At 61.7% G+C, this 19,801-nt stretch carries 16 protein-coding genes; 7 read left to right on the top strand and 9 right to left on the bottom strand.

All coding sequences use genetic code 11. From position 1 onward, the window contains the following. Positions 1 to 5 precede the first annotated feature (5 nt). The 3 genes from sufC to HT585_RS07080 form a co-directional block, all read right to left on the bottom strand. Entirely contained in the window at positions 6 to 761 is a 756-nt protein-coding gene (gene sufC, locus HT585_RS07070; protein ID WP_112804995.1) for a Fe-S cluster assembly ATPase SufC, read from the bottom strand. A 77-nt stretch (positions 762 to 838) separates the two neighbouring features. Beyond that, on the bottom strand, positions 839 to 2,308 hold the full coding sequence (sufB, locus tag HT585_RS07075; protein ID WP_176352262.1) for a Fe-S cluster assembly protein SufB: 1,470 nt from the start codon (positions 2,306 to 2,308) through the stop codon (positions 839 to 841). Positions 2,309 to 2,460: 152 nt separating this feature from the next. Further along, entirely contained in the window at positions 2,461 to 3,627 is a 1,167-nt protein-coding gene (locus tag HT585_RS07080; RefSeq protein ID WP_176352263.1) for a cysteine desulfurase family protein, read from the bottom strand. A 222-nt stretch (positions 3,628 to 3,849) separates the two neighbouring features. Here HT585_RS07080 and HT585_RS07085 point away from each other — a divergent pair, with 222 nt between their 5' ends. Next, on the top strand, positions 3,850 to 4,527 hold the full coding sequence (locus HT585_RS07085; RefSeq protein WP_025427123.1) for an alpha/beta hydrolase: 678 nt from the start codon (positions 3,850 to 3,852) through the stop codon (positions 4,525 to 4,527). 18 nt (positions 4,528 to 4,545) lie between these two features. Here HT585_RS07085 and HT585_RS07090 read toward each other — a convergent pair whose 3' ends face one another. Both HT585_RS07090 and HT585_RS07095 read right to left on the bottom strand, forming a co-directional pair. Further along, complete coding sequence (locus tag HT585_RS07090; protein WP_176352264.1) at positions 4,546 to 5,748, bottom strand: GGDEF domain-containing protein; 1,203 nt, start codon at positions 5,746 to 5,748, stop codon at positions 4,546 to 4,548. A gap of 137 nt (positions 5,749 to 5,885) precedes the next feature. Beyond that, positions 5,886 to 7,022 carry an anhydro-N-acetylmuramic acid kinase gene (locus HT585_RS07095; protein WP_176352265.1) on the bottom strand — a complete coding sequence of 379 codons (1,137 nt, stop codon included), beginning with the start codon at positions 7,020 to 7,022 and terminating at the stop codon, positions 5,886 to 5,888. A gap of 124 nt (positions 7,023 to 7,146) precedes the next feature. Between HT585_RS07095 and tyrS the strand changes: the two genes are divergently transcribed. After that, positions 7,147 to 8,400, top strand: a complete 1,254-nt coding sequence (tyrS, locus tag HT585_RS07100; protein WP_176352266.1) for a tyrosine--tRNA ligase — start codon at positions 7,147 to 7,149, stop codon at positions 8,398 to 8,400. A gap of 51 nt (positions 8,401 to 8,451) precedes the next feature. On the opposite strand, the gene HT585_RS07105 is transcribed toward tyrS, so the two are convergent. Further along, entirely contained in the window at positions 8,452 to 11,898 is a 3,447-nt protein-coding gene (locus tag HT585_RS07105; protein WP_176352267.1) for a YhdP family protein, read from the bottom strand. Positions 11,899 to 12,174: 276 nt separating this feature from the next. Here HT585_RS07105 and bcp point away from each other — a divergent pair, with 276 nt between their 5' ends. The 5 genes from bcp (at position 12,175) to HT585_RS07130 (ending at position 17,065) form a co-directional block, all read left to right on the top strand. Next, entirely contained in the window at positions 12,175 to 12,642 is a 468-nt protein-coding gene (gene bcp / locus HT585_RS07110) for a thioredoxin-dependent thiol peroxidase (protein WP_176352268.1), read from the top strand. Positions 12,643 to 12,662: 20 nt separating this feature from the next. After that, the gene (locus HT585_RS07115; RefSeq protein WP_176352269.1) at positions 12,663 to 13,493 is read left to right on the top strand and encodes a ferritin-like domain-containing protein; all 831 of its coding nucleotides are present in this window, start codon (positions 12,663 to 12,665) and stop codon (positions 13,491 to 13,493) included. A gap of 88 nt (positions 13,494 to 13,581) precedes the next feature. Then, the gene (locus HT585_RS07120; protein WP_176352270.1) at positions 13,582 to 14,913 is read left to right on the top strand and encodes a peptidoglycan DD-metalloendopeptidase family protein; all 1,332 of its coding nucleotides are present in this window, start codon (positions 13,582 to 13,584) and stop codon (positions 14,911 to 14,913) included. 198 nt (positions 14,914 to 15,111) lie between these two features. Beyond that, positions 15,112 to 16,620, top strand: a complete 1,509-nt coding sequence (locus HT585_RS07125) for a DEAD/DEAH box helicase (RefSeq protein ID WP_176352271.1) — start codon at positions 15,112 to 15,114, stop codon at positions 16,618 to 16,620. Positions 16,621 to 16,627: 7 nt separating this feature from the next. Further along, positions 16,628 to 17,065: an NUDIX hydrolase gene (locus HT585_RS07130; RefSeq protein ID WP_176352272.1), complete on the top strand. Its 438-nt coding sequence runs from the start codon at positions 16,628 to 16,630 to the stop codon at positions 17,063 to 17,065. 92 nt (positions 17,066 to 17,157) lie between these two features. Here HT585_RS07130 and HT585_RS07135 read toward each other — a convergent pair whose 3' ends face one another. Genes HT585_RS07135 through HT585_RS07145 form a run of 3 tightly spaced genes read right to left on the bottom strand, consistent with a single transcriptional unit; the run spans position 17,158 to position 19,800 of the window. Further along, positions 17,158 to 17,475: a TfoX/Sxy family protein gene (locus tag HT585_RS07135; protein WP_176352273.1), complete on the bottom strand. Its 318-nt coding sequence runs from the start codon at positions 17,473 to 17,475 to the stop codon at positions 17,158 to 17,160. Positions 17,476 to 17,479: 4 nt separating this feature from the next. Then, on the bottom strand, positions 17,480 to 19,096 hold the full coding sequence (locus HT585_RS07140; RefSeq protein ID WP_176352274.1) for an NTP transferase domain-containing protein: 1,617 nt from the start codon (positions 19,094 to 19,096) through the stop codon (positions 17,480 to 17,482). Next, entirely contained in the window at positions 19,093 to 19,800 is a 708-nt protein-coding gene (locus HT585_RS07145) for an XdhC family protein (RefSeq protein ID WP_176352275.1), read from the bottom strand. Before HT585_RS07145 ends, HT585_RS07140 begins: the two co-directional genes overlap by 4 nt. Between the last annotated feature and the right edge of the window lies 1 nt (position 19,801).

Consider the following 19,801-nt stretch of genomic DNA (forward strand, 5'->3'; position numbering starts at 1 on the left):
AGGCCCTAGGCTGCAGCTTCGATGATGTCAGCGTAGCCGTTGGCTTCGAGTTCGTGTGCAAGCGTCTTGTCGCCCGACTTGATGACCTGTCCCTTGTAGAGGACGTGGACCGTGTCCGGGACGATGTAGTCGAGCAGGCGCTGGTAGTGGGTGATGACGATCACGGCGCGGTCGGGCGAACGCAGCGCGTTGACGCCGTCGGCGACGATCTTCAGGGCATCGATGTCGAGGCCGGAGTCGGTTTCGTCGAGCACGCACAGCTTCGGCTCGAGCAGCGCCATCTGCAGGATTTCGGCGCGCTTCTTCTCACCGCCGGAGAAGCCGACGTTGAGCGGACGGCGCAGCATTTCCGGCGCGATCTTCAGCTCGGCTGCTGCTTCCTTGACGCGACGCATGAATTCAGGCGTCGTCAGTTCGTCTTCGCCGCGATACTTGCGCTGTTCGTTCATCGCGACCTTGAGGAACTGCATGGTGGCAACACCCGGGATTTCGACCGGGTACTGGAAGGCCAGGAAGATACCCTTGGCGGCGCGCTCGGAAGCCTCCAGCTCAAGGATGTTCTCGCCGTTGTAAAGGATTTCGCCTTCGGTGACTTCGTAGTCCTCACGGCCGGACAGGATGTAGGACAGCGTCGACTTGCCGGAGCCGTTCGGGCCCATGATGGCGGCGACTTCGCCGGCCTTCACGGTCAGGTTCAGGCCACGGATGATTTCGGTGCCGTCTTCGGCGATGCGGGCGTGCAGGTTCTTGATTTCAAGCATTTCTATCGTCCTCTTGGGAAACGAACGTCTGTTTGCGCGCAAGGCGATGCGCGCCATTCAATTGTGGTTTCGAAGCCTTAGCCGACCGAGCCTTCGAGCGAGATGCCGATCAGCTTCTGCGCTTCGACGGCAAACTCCATCGGCAGCTCCTGGATGACTTCCTTGACAAAGCCGTTGACGATCAACGCGATCGCCGCCTCGGTCGGGATACCGCGCTGCAGGCAATAGAACAGCTGGTCCTCGGAGATCTTAGAGGTCGTCGCTTCGTGCTCGAACTGTGCCGTCGAGTTCTTCGCCTCGATGTAGGGCACGGTGTGCGCACCGCACTTGTCGCCGATCAAAAGCGAATCGCACTGGGTGAAGTTGCGGGCGTTCTCGGCCTTGCGGTGGGCCGAAACCTGGCCGCGGTAGGTGTTTTCCGAAACGCCGGCAGCGATGCCCTTGGAGACGATGCGGCTCGACGTGTTCTTGCCGAGATGGATCATCTTGGTGCCCGAGTCGATCTGCTGATGGCCGTTTGATACGGCGATCGAGTAGAACTCGCCGCGCGAACCGTCGCCGCGCAGGATGCAGGACGGATACTTCCAGGTGATCGCCGAACCGGTTTCCACCTGGGTCCAGGAGATCTTGGAGTTCTTGCCGCGGCAATCGCCACGCTTGGTGACGAAGTTGTAGATGCCGCCCTTGCCGTGCTTGTCGCCAGGATACCAGTTCTGGACCGTCGAATACTTGATCTCGGCCTCATCCAGCGCAACCAGTTCGACGACAGCCGCGTGCAACTGGTTTTCGTCGCGCTGCGGCGCCGTGCAGCCTTCGAGGTATGAAACGTAGGCGCCCTCTTCGGCGATGATCAGCGTGCGTTCGAACTGACCGGTGTTCTTCTCGTTGATACGGAAGTAGGTCGACAGTTCCATCGGGCAGCGAACGCCCTTTGGCACGTAGACGAAGGAGCCATCGGTGAAGACGGCGCAGTTCAACGTCGCGTAGTAGTTGTCGGTCGGCGGTACAACGGAGCCGAGATACTTCTTCACGAGATCGGGATACTCGCGGATCGCTTCCGAGATCGACATGAAGATCACGCCGGCCTTCTTCAGTTCTTCCTTGAAGGTCGTGACAACCGAAACGCTGTCAAAGACGGCGTCGACGGCGATCTTCGACTTCTGCACGCCGGCCAGCATTTCCTGTTCTTTCAAGGGAATGCCGAGCTTCTCGTAGACCTTCAGCAGTTCGGGGTCGACCTCGTCGAGCGACTTCGGACCCGTCGTACCCTTCGGCGCGGCGTAGTAATAGATGTCGTTGAAGTCGATCTTCGGATAGTTGACGCGCGCCCAGGTGGGCTCTTCCATCGTCAGCCAGCGGCGGTAGGCGTCAAGGCGCCATTCGAGCATCCATTCCGGCTCGCTCTTCTTGGCCGAGATGAAACGGATGATGTCTTCGGAAAGGCCCTTCGGCGCCTTCTCGACTTCGATGGTGGTTTCAAAACCGTATTTGTACTGGTCTACGTCGATCTGACGGACCTGATCAATAGTCTCCTGCACGGCAGGCATGTCGTTCTCCAATCTTTCCGGATCCAAGGTCCGGTAGCTTGTCAACACGATGCGAACTTGGCGCACCGCTTATGTAATGGCTAAAAGGCGCTTTTCACCCCATTTGCCAAGCGGAAAATTGCTTTTCCGCAATTTCGTTCAACGACGCGTTCTCATGCGGCCTGACCTGTCGTTCGGCGCCTCGCGGCGACCTTGGCGAACACCGCCGCGCAACGTTCGATTTCGGCTTCCGTTGTGGTCGGCCCGATCGAGATGCGCAGCGCACCCTGACGTGGGTCGTAGCCCATCGCCGTCAGCACGTGGCTCTGGCCGACCTTGCCGGACGAGCAGGCCGAGCCCGCAGACAAGGCCACGCCTTCGAGATCGAACGCGATCTGTCCGGTCTCCGCCTTCATGCCAGGAAGCGTGAAGAAAATGGTGTTGCCAACGCGCGAAACGTCGCGACCGTGGATCACCACATCCGGTGCCGAGGCCTGCATGTCCTGCTCCAGCCGGTCGCGAAGTGCTGCGACGGAAATCATCCGGTCAGTGAGGTTGTCTGCCACCTTGCGGGCTGCTGCAGCAAAGCCGGCGATCGCAACTGCGTTTTCGGTGCCCGACCGATGGCCTTTTTCCTGACCGCCGCCGCGGATCAACGGCGCGGGCATCATGATCTCGCCCCGGGCAACGAGCGCGCCAGCGCCCTTGGGGCCGCCGATCTTGTGCGACGAGATGATCAGAAAATCCGCGCCAAGCTCTTCGATTGCGAGCGGCAAACGGCCGGCAGCCTGCACCGCGTCGACGACAAATATGCCGCCGTGGCCGCGAACGATCTCGGCAATATCGGCAATGGGCTGGACGATGCCGGTTTCGTTGTTGACCAGCATCACCGCGATCATCGGCAACCCGCTTTCGCGATCGTGGGCGGTCAGGAGTGCACGCAAGGCTTCGAGATCGACGACACCGGCTGCTGTCACCGGGATTTCCGATACGGCCTCGCGCGCAAAGCGCCCGCCCTCGCGCACCGCCGGGTGCTCGATCGCAGACGCATAGAGCCTGCCGATTTTAAGCGGCGTGCGACCCATGCGGAAATCGGGTGTCAGCACCATGTTGGCCGCTTCAGTCGCGCCGCTGGTAAGGATCACGCTCGCCGCCTTTGCGCCGCAAAGCGCTGCCACGTCGCGCCGGGCGTTTTCGATCAGCGTGCGGATCGTCCGGCCCTCGCCATGGACCGAGGAAGGATTGCCGACCAGGTCGAGCGCAGACAGGCACGCAGTGCGCGCTTCGGTGAGAAGCGGCGCCGTGGCGTTCCAGTCCATATAGATGCGCGAGGTCGACATAATTTCCTTCGCTAGAACAATAGGCTCATCGCAGACAACCACTGACGATGCATTTTCCTTGAATTTTCCGCACCGCTTGCCTTATGAGACGAGACACGGCGGAATGCCCGCACAGAAGTTTTGAACGGTTCTAAACTAGGTTTTAGAAAAGCTGAGTGCTTGCGTCAAGACTCATCGCGATCCGAAACCAAGATTCGAACCAGGAACCCCCCCGGAGAGCCAATGCCCGAAATTATCTTCAACGGACCTGCCGGCCGCCTCGAAGGCCGCTATCAGCCTTCGAAGCAGAAGAGCGCCCCGATCGCCATCATCCTGCATCCGCACCCGCAGTTCGGCGGCACGATGAACAACCAGATCGTCTACCAGCTTTTCTACATGTTCCAGAAGCGCGGCTTTACGACGCTGCGTTTCAATTTCCGTGGCATCGGCCGCAGCCAGGGCGAATTCGATCACGGCGCCGGCGAGCTTTCGGATGCCGCATCGGCGCTCGACTGGGTGCAGAGCCTGCATCCCGATTCGAAGAGCTGTTGGGTTGCCGGTTATTCCTTCGGTGCCTGGATCGGCATGCAGCTGCTGATGCGCCGTCCGGAGATCGAAGGCTTCATGGCCGTCGCGCCGCAGCCCAACACCTATGATTTCTCGTTCCTGGCGCCCTGCCCGTCCTCCGGTCTCATCATCAATGGTGATTCGGACAAGGTGGCACCCGAGAAGGACGTGAACGGACTGGTCGAAAAGCTGAAGGCGCAGAAGGGTATTCTCATCACCCACAAGACCGTGCCGGGCGCCAACCATTTCTTCAACGGCCAGGTCGAAGGCCTGATGGCGGAATGCGAGGATTACCTCGATCGCCGCCTCAACGGCGAACTGACGCCGGAACCGGCTGCCAAGCGCATCCGCTGATCAAGATCCGGGCGGCCCTCAAGGCCGCCCGATCCATTGTGGGACCTGTGGATTGACCACGGTCTGCGGCGCTGCGGCGCATTCCACCCGGTTGCGACCGTTTTCCTTCGCCGCATAGAGAGCCTTGTCGGCGCGCTGCATCGTCTGTTCGAGCGGCTCGTCCTTTGCAATGGCTGCCACGCCGAAGCTTGCCGTCACCACCCTCGCCTGTTCCGCCAGACCGTCGATCTGCTGTGACATCATCGCGGCGCGCATTCCGTGCGCCACCACCCGCGCCTCCTCCAGCTCGGTCGACGGCAGGAACACGGCAAATTCTTCGCCGCCGAGACGACCGGCAACCGCGTGGTTCGGCATGACATCCTTCAGCACGCGCGCGAACTGGCGGATCACCTCGTCACCGGTGTGGTGGCCGTAGCTATCGTTCACCAGTTTGAAGCGGTCCAGATCCGCCAGAATCAAAGTGCCCGGCAGGCGGCCTTCGCGACGTTGAAGCATAGGGGCGACCCGTTCGGTAAACCCACGCCTGTTGAAGAGCCCGGAAAGCAGGTCGATCTCGGAGCGAGCGCGTGCGTCGTCGACAATTTCCATGACCATCACGCCAAGGATGGCAAGACCTGTGCCGACGATAAGGACCGCGCCGAGCGCCTGGGAAATCAGCGCGAAGGGGCTTGAAACATAGTCCTGCGCCGTTGCTCCCGATCCGGCGGCCACAGCCACAAAGACCTTCAGCACGTAGTAGCCGGCGGTCAGAGCCAGCAGAGACAGCAATACTCTATCCGCCGCCGAGCGTCGCTTGGAGCGGATGACGACGGACGCTGACCACGCCTGAATCATGAAGAACGGCAACTGATAAAGGGCCGAGTGCTGCAGCGTTCCTCTCGGCCATGGATAGATGACCAGATCAAGGGCGACCGAAGCCAGGAAAAACGCGGCAAGCACCTGCCAGTTGGCCGGTACGCGATAAAAGACACCCAAGCCAAAACGCAGCAGGCAGAAACCGGCCAGCACGCTCGCAAACGCGCCTATCGCGAAGAGACGTGGAGTGGATGTAAACGGCACGACGGTTTCGAACACAGCCGCGAGGGATGCAACGGCAAAACCGCCGGCGCAGCAGAGTGCGGCCCGTCTGGACCGGCTCTTTGCCGCTATAACAAGAAAGGCTGCAGTGAAAATCTGGGCGATGACGAAGTTCACAGCCAGCAGAGAAATAGCACCACCCATCGACGGAACCTGAATTGTCTGTTGCTACGGCAGGGCCGTTTCGCGCCACCGCATATGGCAGCGCCGGACGATACTAAGAGCGGCAGGCGAAAATTTGATTAATCGGTCAAAGGAAAGCGCAGCGAGCAAACTCGCCGTCAGCCCGCGCTATGGAAAGCGAACTTCCCGCCGGTAACCGGTTGTCTCACCCCGGTTGTGCCGGGATAGGTGAGCGGCAGCCCGTACCGCGCGCGCACAGCGAGATAAGCCCAGGCCTCTGCCTCCATCGAATCGCCATTGAAGCCGATCGCTTCGGCCGCAAGCACATTTGCGCCATGGGTTTTCGCCTGCGACTCGAGATCCCGCATGATCACCGGATTGAGCCGACCGCCGCCGCACACGATGTAGGTCCGGGGCGTTGTTGGCAGGTGACCGGCCGATCTGATGATCGCGGCTGCCGTCACATAGGCCAGCGTGCGCGCGCCGTCTTCGAGATTGGCGTCTTTTCCTTCTGGCGGTGCAAAATCGTTGCGATCGAGCGAACGACGCCTGTGCGCCGAGAAGAAGGGATTGAGCAGATAGCGTTCGGCGAGCAGCGGCAGCACGCTGCCTTCGCTGGCGATCATACCGCCCTGGTCGTAGGGAATGCCGGCATGTGCCTCGACCCATTGATCGATCAGCGTATTGCCGGGGCCGCTGTCGTAGGCAATCAGCCCGTCATCCGATCCGATGAACGTCAGATTGGAGATGCCGCCGATGTTGACGAAGACCACCGGTGCCACAAGCGCGCCGGTCGCAGCCGCACCGTGGGCGAGTGCTGCATGGTAGGCGGGGATGAGCGGCGCACCCTGGCCGCCATGCTCCATGTCGTTGGCGCGCATGTCATAGACGACATCGATGCCCGTTTCCCGAGCGAGCAGCGCCCCGTCGCCAATCTGGACGGTCAAGGCATCGTCGGGCCGGTGAAGAATTGTTTGTCCATGAAATCCAATGATATCAATATCATCTGGTAAAATATTGTTATTCTGAATGAAGGATTTTACCGCTTCGGCGTGCCTCAGAGTCAGTTCCTGTTCCAGTTCGGCCAGGCTGCCTGGCCGCTGCTCGCGGCTTGTGATCGACCTTGCGTCTTCGAGGCCCTGCTTCAGCGTGTCGCGGAAACGGGGATCGTAGGCGTAGCCGGCAGAAGGCCCTCGCTCGACAAGCGCGTCGCCGTCGGTGCGCAGCAGCGCCACGTCGATCCCGTCCATGCTCGTCCCGCTCATCAAGCCGATCGCTGCCATGATCTTGCCCATGCATTCCTCCAAGGCGTTGCTTGTCTACATAGCAAAAACATCGCCCAAGCAAAGACGTGCACTTTTGCCCAAACAATGCTAAACGCCGCGCGCAGACGTTCTACCCAGCCGAAAGAGACAGGTCATGTCCGAGTTCAAGTCCGATTTCCTCCACACCCTCAGCGAGCGCGGTTTCATTCATCAGAGTTCCGATGATGCCGGCCTCGACCATCTGTTCCGGACGGAGACCGTGACTGCCTATATCGGCTTCGACCCGACGGCGCCGAGCCTTCACGCCGGCGGCCTCATCCAGATCATGATGCTGCATTGGCTGCAGGCGACCGGCCACCGGCCGATCTCGCTGATGGGCGGCGGCACCGGCATGGTCGGCGACCCCTCATTCAAGGACGAGGCGCGCCAGCTGATGACGCCGGCGACAATCGACGCCAACATCGCCAGTATCAAGACGGTGTTTTCGAACTACCTGACCTACGGCGACGGCCCCAAGGACGCGCTGATGATCAACAACGCCGACTGGCTGCTTGGCATCAACTACCTTGAGTTCCTGCGTGATGTCGGCCGTCACTTCTCGGTCAACCGCATGCTGTCGTTCGACAGCGTCAAAACACGGCTTGAGCGCGAGCAGTCGCTGTCTTTCCTCGAGTTCAACTACATGATCCTGCAGGCCTACGACTTCGTCGAACTGCACAAGCGCACGGGTTGCCGGCTGCAGATGGGCGGCTCGGACCAGTGGGGCAACATCGTCAACGGTATCGACCTTGGCCACCGCATGGGAACGACGCAGCTCTATGCCCTCACCTCGCCGCTTTTGACGACGTCGTCTGGCGCGAAGATGGGCAAGTCGGTCAACGGCGCGATCTGGCTCAACCCGGACATGCTGTCGGCCTACGATTTCTGGCAGTACTGGCGCAACACCGAGGATGCCGACGTAACGCGCTTCCTGAAACTCTACACGACGCTGCCGATGGTCGAGATCGAGCGGCTTTCGAAGCTCGGCGGTTCGGAGATCAACGAGGTCAAGAAGATCCTCGCGACCGAGATCACCGCCATGCTGCACGGCCGCGCCGCTGCGGAACAGGCAGCAGAGACGGCCCGCAAGACCTTCGAAGAAGGTGCCGTCTCCGAAAACCTGCCTTCGGTCGATGTTCCTGCCTCCGAACTTGACGCCGGTATCGGCCTGTTGTCGCTGGTTGTTCGTGCCGGACTTGCCGCATCCAACGGTGAAGCCCGCCGCCACGTTCAAGGTGGCGCCGTGCGCATCAACGACCAGGCGATCAGCGACGAACGCCGGCTGATCGGCAGCGGTGACGTGACGTCGGATGGCATCGTCAAGCTGTCGCTCGGCAAGAAGAAACACATCCTGGTTCGCCCCGCCTGAGTTAAGCGAACGTCAGATCGTATCGAAGGCCGGCCGTTGCGCCGGCCTTTTTCATTGGAACTCGAAGATGCTGCGGAAGACGCCGGGCGCGATGATCGAAAGCGGATTGATCGTCAAATTCGGCTGGTTGAACGGGCCGTTGAGCTTGAAGGTGATGCCGAGCAAGCCGCGGTCGCGGCCATTGCCGAGTAGAACGCCGATCAACGGCAATTCCCCGAAAATGCGGTTCAAACCGTAGGCGGGCATGAAGGTGCCGGTCATGTCCATGATGCCGTTGCCGTCACGCACGGTTCCCTGGAAGGTTGCTCCGACATCGGTTCCGCGGAGAACGCCGCCGTCGACGCGAATGGCGCTACGATCAAGCGCCAGTTGGGCAAAACCGCGCTCGAAGCGCGCGGTGCTGACGTCGATGTCGCGTTTTACCGCCTGGTTGAGGCTCCGTCCGTCCTGGCCAGCCGGGGTCGACACCATCGACTGCAGGCGTTGCTCGCCGACGAGTGAAAACTTGCGGATGTCGATCGAGCCGCGCCAGGATCGTCCGCCGCGATCACGCAGCTTCAGGTTCAACAGGCCGCCGCGCATGTTGCTGTAGATGTCGGCAAAGCGGGCAAGCGAACCGGCATCGCCGGTCGTCAGTTCAAGGATGTTGTCGGCGCCGGATTTGGCGAGCTTGGCCACGAGCGCCTGGCCGCTACCGGTCACGGCTGACAGATTGATGTCTTCGATCTGCTGGCCGCGTTCCGAATAGACGAGGTTGACGTTTGACAGCGCCTCGCCGTTAAAGCCGACAACGCGACCGAGCTGGCCCTGGATCGTTATGTCATCGCCACCGCCACCGCCGTTGCCACCTGGGCTGCTCTTCATCTGGGCGAGGATCGGGCGAATATCCGCGGCCGTTCCGCTCAATGTCACGACATGGACGCCCTTGCGGCGATCGATGGTGACGTTGAAGTCGTCGCCCTGTGCCAGGCGGACGTTGCTGAGCTTGGCGTTCGCGATGCCGGCGGCGTCAACTTGCAGGGTGCCGCGTGCGCCAAAACCATCGCCGGCGATTGCAAAGTCTTTGATGGTTGTGACGCTGTCGTTGATATCGGATGTGTATCGCACCTCGGCAGCAATGCCTGCGCCCTTGCTCCAGCCGATCCACGGGAGCGAGAGCTTAGCCTTGGTCAGGTCGATGGTGGCATGCTGGATATTCGCCTCGTCGATCACCAGATCGACGCCCATCGGCCCGGAAATGATCCGCGACAGGCCGGGTGCAAGCTTCTCCCGGGCGGCATCATCGATGGTACCGCTGATTTCGCGTTTGCGCTTGACCTTCGACTTGCTGTCGACGGGTTCTATCAATGCAAGTTTGATCTTGGCGCCCTCGACCATTGCCTGGGCATCAAGGACGGCCTGCTCATTGTCGACCCGGAATGTACCGGTAACGTTGGAGAGGGCGCGTCCGGCGATCGGGCGCGTGACGGCAACGTCATCGAGTTGCATCTCCACCTGCCAGAGTGGCGGCGGCGGGTGCTGGTCGGTCACCAGGCCAAACCGCGCGCCGACCTGTGCCGTAACCTGGCCGGAAAAGTCGCCGGGCACGAAGGGTGTCTTTTGCAGCGCCTGTATCGGCTTAAAGGTGACGAGTTCGGCGATCGCATCCGCCTCGCCGCCGACCTCGATCTTCATCTCGGCAATCAATGGTTTGGTGTAGACATCGGGAATGATGAAGTCGCCGCCGTTGAGCGCGACCGATCGCCCGGAGGGGAAATAGGCCGCCCCCTGTTTGACGCCGACTTCCATGCGCTGGCCGCTCAGCTTGAACGTGCCCGATGTGTCGCGCAGCGGCGGAATCTCGCCGGCGATGTTGATGCGTGTATCGTCGATATTGAACGTGATGTTCAGTTCTTTCTCGTCCAGCTTCAGCTCGCCTTCGTTGGCGGCGATCCGCCCCTCCGCCACCGACACCTCGATGCGCGCATCTGTAACCGTGCCGCCGAAGAGATTGCGGATCGCCCAGCGGCGGGCGCCCTTCGCGAGCCACCACGGCCAGAGCTGCTTGACGGCCGTCGGCTGCATTCGATCGCTGATGGCGGCAAAGCTCACCTGCGGCGAGGTCTTGCCGAAGGCGACCGAGAGCGACCCGAACATCGAGCCGAGCGGGCTGGAAACGGCGAGCTGATCAAAGATCAGGCGGTGGCGCGCGTCGGATGTGAAGCGACCGCTCGCCTTGGCGTCAAAGATCAAGGGGCGTTCGGCAATATCCTCCGGCGCCGAGCTGGCGTTCCTGAAGAGGAGGTCGATCGCAAAGCCCTGGTCGGTTGCGCCTGCGATCCGATCAAGATCTTTCACAGCGCCGGTAAAGGGGAAAACAGAGCGGCCGACATTGACGGTGGACGGCAGGATTTCGACCGAAGCCCGCTCGAAATCATAGGCGATATCCATCTGGGAGGGATTGATCGTCGAGACGAGTCCGCCAGCGTGGAACGCGCCTTCGGACGTCCTGACAGCAACGCGAAGATCTGGCTTGGCGCCCTCGGCGGCGCGCGTCGCCGTAAGCGTCAGTCCCGCTGTCGCGTCGATGCCGAAGGCTGCCTCTTTTCCGAAGGGGCCGTGATAGAAGAACGGTTTCAATGGAAGGTTGGAGATCGACGCTTCGAAACCGGCGACATGATTCTTCGCGCCAAGAGCGTTGGCGTTCAGATCGACATCGACGCCGTCGACGGTGAGGCTGCCTTTGACATGCATCGAGCCATCGACATCACGATTGAACTCCAGTTCCTTCGCATCAACAGGCACGATGTAGTCACGCGCACCGGCAACCGTGAAGGAAAAATTGGACAGCAAGACCGTCTGGTCGCCGCGCCCCGCAGCCATCTGCGACATGCGATCGACGTGCGCAAAGAGCGTCTCCAGTGCCTCGCCGACATCCGCGATCTTGATCTTGGTCAGATCGATAGGCTTGCCGCGAGGTAGCAGGCCGGTGTCGAAGTCACCGCCTTCCGCTTCGAGGCGCGAAACCGCAATCCGGCCCGTCAGCAACGCGATAGGGTCGAGCGCAATGGATATGGAACTCAAGTTTGCGACCGGCTGACCGGATGTGGTTTCGCTCAGCGCCACTTCCCGGGCCTTCAGGGCCAGTGCCCCATTTGAGGTCATCCGTACGACGGTGCTGCCAACCTCGGCGCGATAGGCCCCGCCGAGTGCTGCGTTCAGGGCAGTGCGGGCGCGCGCGTTGAGCGTACGGTCGATTGCGCCGCTCTCAACGACGGCGATCAGGCCGGCTGCAAGGATGAAGGTGAACAGAAAACCGCAAAGAGCGATCTTGCTGAGAAGGCGCAGCAGCCCGCGCTTGTGTGGTGCATGCACGATAACGGGTTCGTGTGCCTGCGCCGAGGGCAACGCATGCAAAGCGACGATGTCTTTCTTGCGAAAGCCGACTTTTTCGCCGCGGATATCACTCATCGGCGCGGACGCCCTCCAGTTCAAGACGAGAAAGCCCGCCTCTCCCATCGACGCATCATGCGGCAATGGGTCGACGGGTCATTGTCACCGTCACGTAGACCACATCTGGCCGGACGGTGTCACCACGCCGCGCCGACCATGCTGTGGAAAGCATTCACACATCCGTGGGTTTCGCGTAAGCGAATGCCGGGCGAAGGGTCCTAGCGGCGCAACCCATCCGGAACCTGTCAAATCTAGCACAAATCCGCTGGACGCCGGTCGCCGAATTTCGATATGCCCTAGCCGGCGATTGTTCACAAATCTTGGCGCAAGGAAGGTTTATTCATGGCAGGACTCACCACCGGAGATCTCGCTCCTGATTTCACACTTCCGCGCGACGGCGGCGGTTCGATTTCTCTCTCGGCGTTTCGCGGTCGCCCTGTCGTGCTGTTCTTTTATCCCAAGGACGACACCAAAGGTTGCACGATGGAGGCGATCTCGTTCACCGAGCTTGCTCCGGAATTCACCGCAGCCGGCGTCGAGCTGATCGGGCTCTCGCCTGATTCGGTGAAACGTCACGACCGCTTCGCCAAAAAATATAATCTGACGGTCACGCTTGCTGCCGATGAGGAAAAGTCCGTCGCCAACGCCTATGGCGTCTGGGTGGAAAAGAGCCTCTACGGCCGCAAATACATGGGCGTCGAACGCACCACTTTCCTGATCGCGGCCGATGGCCGGATTGCTCGCGTTTGGGAGAAGGTCAAGGTCGACGGCCACGCCAATGAAGTGCTCGGGGCCGCAAAGGCGCTCTGAGTGAAAGCGAAGAGACCGCGATGACGACCCTTCCCATCTTCCACAGCCTGCGTGGAGCCGCTGTCGAGGCGATCAGTGCCGCAGACCTCGACGTCAAGACCGAGCTTGCCCAGGAAGCCTCGCGCCGTTGGCAGCGCCGCGCGCTGTCATTGCGTTCACCGCTCGACCGACCTGTTCCGCTCCGGCCGGGGCGGCCCGAGAAACCTGTTCTGACACCGCCAACCCAAGTGAAGAAGAGATCGCTGGGCTCTCTCAAGGGGCGCATCGCCCTCCTGCATTCGATCGCCCATATCGAACTCAATGCCGTCGATCTCGCGCTCGATATCGTCGCGCGTTTTGCGTCCGAATCAGTGCCGAATTCGTTCTTCGACGGATGGATGAAGGTCGCGTTCGAGGAGGCCAAGCACTTCCGTATGGTGCGCCAGCGGCTGAACGACCTCGGCGCCGACTACGGCGACCTGCCTGCCCACGATGGTCTCTGGCAAGCTGCGCACGACACCCGCAACGACCTGACCGCGAGGCTTGCCGTCGTACCGTTGATTCTGGAGGCGCGCGGGCTGGACGTGACGCCGGCGCTGCAGGCGCGGATGCGTGAGACCGGAGACTTCGAGACCGCAGCCGTACTCGACGTCATCTACGAGGACGAGAAAGGCCATGTGGCCGTCGGCGCCAAATGGTTCCGCTTCCTCTGCGCGCGGGAAAAGAAGGATCCCGCAGCGACCTTCCAGCAGCTCGTTCGCGCCAATTTTCGCGGCCCGCTCAAGGCGCCGTTCAACGACATCGCCCGCGCCGAAGCCGGCCTGACACCATCCTTCTACCGCTCGATGACGGCTTCCACCAACCTCTCGTAATGCAGGCACTCAACCAAATATTAACCCTAACGAAGTGTAATGCCCGTCAAGCAATGCGAGACAATTCGCAGATGGCGGGAGTGGTGGAGTGTCTGCACGTTCGGCAAATCGCACCTTCGGAAAGCGCGCGCAAAACCATGTCCTGATCCTGGCGAGCGGCGACAAGGTTCGCCATATGACGGTGCGTCCGTGGATGGCTGCCTTTGCCGTTTCGGCGGTGGGCGTCTTCAGCATCGGCTACCTCGCAGCCACCTCCTATCTCGTTCTTCGCGATGATCTGATCGGCGGGACGATCGCACGCCAGGCGCGCATGCAGCACGAATACGAAGACCGAATCACCGCGCTGCGGGCTCAGGTCGATCGCGTGACAAGCCGACAGCTACTGGATCAGCAAGTCGTCGAAGAGAAGGTCGAGAAGCTGCTTCAGCAGCAGCAGGCGCTTTCCTCTCGCAACGGCAAGCTCGGCGCGCTGATCGAGCGGGCGGAAAATTCCGGACTGTCGACCGACTTCACCCAGCCGGCACCGGTCGAACCCCTCGCCTACGAAAAACGTGCCGATGTCACCGGTGGTGTGCAGGCGATCGAAAAGCTGATGGGGTTGAGCCGTGGGCAAGCTGCCGCACCTGCCCGTGTCGCCGCCCTTGCCTACGCTCGGCCTTCGCCAGGCGAAAGCACCTCCGATCGCGCCGATCGGCTTTTCTCGAAGGTGACGCTCTCGTTGAAAGATGTGGAGCGTGACCAGATGCAGCGGCTCGAGCAACTGACCGATGGCGCCGCGAGAACGTCGCAGGCGATCCGCAAGATCGTCGGGCGCACAGGTGTTGCGCTTCCCGAAAATGACGTCGCAGAGTTGGCGCCCGCAGATGAAGCGACAAGTTCCACGGACGCCGCGATCGGCGGCCCCTTCGTCGAGCCGGTCAACGACGACGGCTTCGGCCAGTCGCTTGCAGCGCTCGATTCGGCTCTCATCGAACTCGAGCGGACGCGTTCTCAGGTCCGCGAACTGCCCTTCGGCAACCCGTCGCCGGCAAGCGATATCACCAGCGACTTCGGCAACAGGCTTGATCCGTTTCTCGGTCGCCTGGCGCTGCACGCAGGTATCGACTTTCGCGCCACGGTCGGCACCCGCATCCGCGCGACAGCTCCGGGCACCGTTACCAATGCCGGCCAGACGGGCGGCTACGGAAACATGGTCGAGATCGATCACGGCAATGGCGTTGCCAGCCGCTATGCGCACCTCTCGACGGTTCTGGTCAAGGTCGGCGACCGGATCAAGGCCGGAGATGTCGTCGCAAAGTCCGGCAATACGGGCCGTTCGACAGGTCCGCACCTGCACTACGAAATCCGGCTGAACGGTCAGGCAGTCGATCCCATGCGGTTTCTCAACGCCGGCACCAAGCTCGCGAGCTACATGAAATGACTAGGATGCCGACGCGTTCTGCCCCCGCCACTTGACAAGAAACACAACAGATTCGTTGCCATCAACCTTTTCCTGCTTCAACGTGCTGGATTTCTTGACTTTCGACCGTATTCGGCTTAAGAGCCCGGCCACGCGGTGGTGTGTTTTCCACCGATCGAGCAGTGTTCTTATCGAACCGGAACGGAAACAGATTTCCCTTTGACCAATTTTGCTGACCTTGGCCTTAGCCAAAAAGTTCTCTCCGCAGTAACCGATGCGGGCTACACAATCCCGACCCCGATCCAGGCTGGCGCCATTCCTCCGGCGTTGCAGCGCCGTGATATTCTCGGCATCGCGCAGACGGGAACAGGCAAGACGGCCTCGTTCGTGTTGCCGATGCTGACCCTGCTCGAAAAGGGTCGTGCTCGTGCGCGTATGCCGCGCACGCTGATTCTGGAGCCGACGCGCGAACTGGCGGCCCAAGTCGCTGAGAACTTCGACAAGTACGGCAAGAACCACAAGCTGAACATTGCGCTTCTGATCGGCGGCGTCTCGTTCGACGAGCAGGATCGCAAGCTGGAGCGCGGCGCCGATGTGCTGATCTGCACGCCCGGCCGCCTGCTCGACCATTTCGAGCGCGGCAAGCTCCTGATGAGCGGCGTCGAGATCCTGGTGATCGACGAAGCCGACCGCATGCTCGACATGGGCTTCATTCCCGACATCGAGCGCATCGCCAAGATGATCCCCTTCACGCGCCAGACTCTGTTCTTCTCGGCGACCATGCCGCCGGAGATCCAGAAGCTTGCTGACCGCTTCCTGCAGAACCCGGAGCGCGTCGAGGTTGCCCGTCCGGCATCGACGGCGCAGACGGTGACGCAGCGCTTCGTCGCCACGCACGGCAAGGATTACGAAAAGCGCGCCGTGTTGCGCGATCTGATCCGCGCCCAGGACGACCTGAAGAACGCGATCATCTTCTGCAACCGCAAGAAGGATGTCGCCGATCTCTTCCGCTCGCTCGAGCGTCATGGCTTCTCGGTCGGCGCCCTGCATGGCGACATGGACCAGCGCTCGCGCATGGCTATGCTTGCCGGCTTCAAGGACAACCTCATCACGCTGCTCGTTGCGTCCGATGTGGCTGCCCGCGGTCTCGATATCCCCGATGTCAGCCATGTCTTCAATTTCGACGTGCCGATCCATGCGGAAGATTACGTTCACCGCATCGGCCGTACCGGCCGTGCCGGCCGCTCCGGTGCGTCCTTCACGCTGGTCACCAAGCGCGACATGAAGTTCTCCGACGCCATCGAGAAGCTGATCGGCCAGAAGGTCGAGTGGCTGAACGGTGATCTGTCGAACCTTCCCGAACCGATGGAAAGCCACGACACCGGTCGCCGTGAACGCGGTCGTGACGGTCGCAAGGACCGGAAAAAAGATGGGGACCGCGCACCGCGTGGCCGTTCCGATCACAAAACCGATACGGTTCGTGCCGATAGTGAGGCAGAAATTGAAGCAGTCGTCGAAAGGGTGGAAGCGGTGAAACCGGCACGCAACGCAGAGACAAAGCAGAGCAACGGCCACCGCCCGGAACGTCCGGTTCGTGCGGCAAGCCCCGCCAACGACGACAACCGTGATCGCCGCAATCGCCACCGTCGCGACCACGACGACGGCCCGACTCCCGTTGGGTTCGGCGACGAAATCCCTGCTTTCATGCTGATCGCCGGCAAGGCCTGACCCAGAAATGGGTCGGCCAGGCATCGACTTTCCGGGCTTCGGCTGCGGACTGGCGATTATGCGCGACGGCAAGCTGCTGCTGTGCAAGCGCTTGAAGGCGCCCGAAGCCGGCCACTGGAATATTGTGGGCGGCAAGGTCGATCACATGGAGCGCAGCGAACTTGCCGCGCGCCGTGAAGCGGAAGAGGAAAGCGGCCTGTCGATCCGTTCGTCCCGCTTTCTCTGCCTCAGCGAGCAATTGATCGAAGCCGATCGTCAGCACTGGATCTCGATGATCTACGTGACCGACGATTTTTCGGGCGAACCGCAACTGACCGAGCCGGACAAGCTGTCCGACATCGGCTGGTACGATCTCGATGCCCTACCCCAACCGCTTTCGCGGTTTGCCGCTGACGCCGTCCGCGCCATCAGCACGCATACGAAGGCGCTCGCTGGCGCTGTCTGAGCGAAGCGGTTTCCCGTCGGGGAATACCAGAAACAAAGAGATGGAGCGTTTACGTGGTTTCCGAACCAGAAACGTTAGGCGTGTCGGCCCGCCTATTTCTTGGCCCGCAACGCCGCCTCGTAGGCTAGTCTGACCCAGCGCGCCATTTCATCGGGATCGTCGTAGGCCTCTTCCGGGATGCTCCAATAGGGCATCTTCACCGGTTTTCCCTTGCCGTCATAGGCCCATCGCCGGGATCCGGCCTCCTCGAAGGTCGGGCCTGTCCTGTCGTCGCCCTTCAGGAGAATTTCTCCATCGACTTCGAGCGCGAAGATGACGCCTTCGAAATAGACGCCCTTGCCGCCGAACATGCGTTTGATGGTCACGGGTCCAAGCGTTTCGAACATTTCCTCGATTGCAGCATTTTCCAAGCGCCTATTCCTCCAAAGTTCCGCCGGCAGCGATGATTTGCTCTGGTGTGTCGAGGTCGAGACGGGCGGCAGCACCTAACTCGACATCGATGACCGGCAGTCCGCATCTCTCGATGATATGCCTTGCGCCAACATCGCCAAGCAATTGGCTCACGGCTGGAAACGTCTGGCGCGGCAGGACAACCGGGTTGCCACGCTGACCGTCAGCCGTGGCGCGGATCACGGCACGCCCCCCTTCCGCGACGAACGCATCGGCGATCCGGCGCAGGTCCGCCGCCGTTATCCCCGGCATGTCTGCCAACATCACCAGCATGCCGCCGGCTGCGTGATCGAGCGCGGCAAGGCCAGCCGTCAGCGACGACGCCATGCCGGACAGGTAATCCGGGTTGGAGACGAGAACGACCGGCAGATCACCGAGCGCTGCCCGGATTTCCGGCTCGCGATGTCCGGTGACGACGATCACCCGGCCGATATCGGCTGCAAGCGCACTGACGACCGTGCGGCGGATGAGCGGAACGCCATCGAAGGTCGCCAACAGCTTGTGGCCGCCCTCAGGGCCCATACGGCTGGCGCGGCCTGCCGCCAGCACGACGATTTCCAACGGCCCCAAAGCCACAGGCGCGGCGGGCTCGCGCGGCTGTGGCCGGGTGGGTATCTCCTTCAGCAAGCCACCGACACCGAGCCCGGTGATGTCATGCGGGCTCGGCCACTCGCCGGCGAGAATGCGATCGAGCACCCAGTCGAAACCGTTCTCGCGCGGGCTGCGGGCGCAGCCCGGTGCGCCGATCACCGGCACGGTTCCGACGCGGCCGAGCACGATGAGATTGCCGGGGTCGACCGGCATGCCGACGTGATCGACAATGCCGCCTGCCCTGCGGATCGCAGCGGGAATGACGTCGTGCGAATCGGCAACTGCCGAGGCGCCGAAGACGATGATGAGGTCGTGGTCGGCCTTCAGATCGCCGATGGCCGCAGCCACGGCGTCTTCCGTGTGGGCAACGCGCCGCTCGGTTGCCAACGCGCTTGCGGATTGCCGCAGGCGTGCGGAGAGCACCGCATGGGTCTTGTCCATGACCTGGCGTTTCAATGAAGGCAACTCAGTTGCTATCAGTGCGGCATTGCGCGCGGAAAAAGGTTTCACCGCAAAGGCATTGGCATCGCGAAGCAACATCTCTGCCCGCTCCACCAGCGATCCTGCCACTGCCAGGGGTATGATCTTGATCGTCGCCACCATGTCGCCAGGCTGCACCGGCACATGGTCGGCGAGGCAGGCGAGCGTGATGGCCGGATCAATGCGGTTCAGCCGGTCGACGGTTTCGCGGGTGGCGACGAATAGCCCGTGTACCCGCGAATAAATATTGACGCGTCCGGTTGCCGCCGAGGAAAACCGCAGATGGTCGGGAGCAATCGCCGCGGCGATCCGCGCCGCCGCTTCATCTTCCAGCAAATCGCCCCGATCCGGTTGGGCGACGATAATCTCGTCGATCTCCGCCTGCATCAGCACGGCAAGATCTGTTGAGGTGAGCACGTGCCCTTTCGGCAAGCGTAGGTCGCCGGCCTTGACGGCGTGCGCGAGCACGGCGCCTTCAGCCGCGGAAAGCTTGGTGGACCCAAATTTCATCGATGCGCCTCGCTACCGGACAGGATATGCCGCCGCCTGAGCGCTTCGATGATTTCGGCGAGAATCGCAACCGCGATCTCCGCCGGGCTCGCCGCGCCGATGTCGAGCCCGATCGGCGCCTTGATCTGGGCGAGCGCGTCGTCGGAGACCCCGAGCCGCCGCAGGCGCTCGACGCGGCTTGCATGCGTCTTTCTGCTGCCAAGGGCGCCGACATAGAAACAGCCAGCAGTAAGGGCTGCCCGGATCGGTTCGTCATCGATCTTCGGGTCGTGTGTGACGGCGACCACCGCCGTGAACCGATCAAGCGGCCGGGCCGTGAGGACGTCTTCCGGCCACTCCGCGATCAGTTCGACGCCGGAAAAGCGTTCGGCCGTCGCAAAGGCGGTGCGCGGATCGAGGATGGTAAGGTCGAAGCCGGCGATAGCCGCCATCCGCGCAAGCGCTTGCGAGATATGGACCGCGCCGACAACGAGGATGCGCGGTGGCGGCAGGTACACATTGAGGAATAGGGACCGCCCGCCGGCCATGATCATTCCGGGTTTGCCAGACCGAAGTGCGGCGGTCATCGCATCGATCCATTCGTCCGCACAGCGTTCACCCTCGACACAGAGCACGCTTCGGTCGGTCTCGAGGTCGGTAAAGACGACGGCGGCTCGCCTGCCCGCGCGCGCTGCATTCAATGCCTGAAGGGTTGCGCGATCCATG

Origin of the sequence: Ensifer oleiphilus (assembly GCF_013371465.1) — a bacterium.
Lineage (GTDB): Bacteria > Pseudomonadota > Alphaproteobacteria > Rhizobiales > Rhizobiaceae > Ensifer > Ensifer oleiphilus.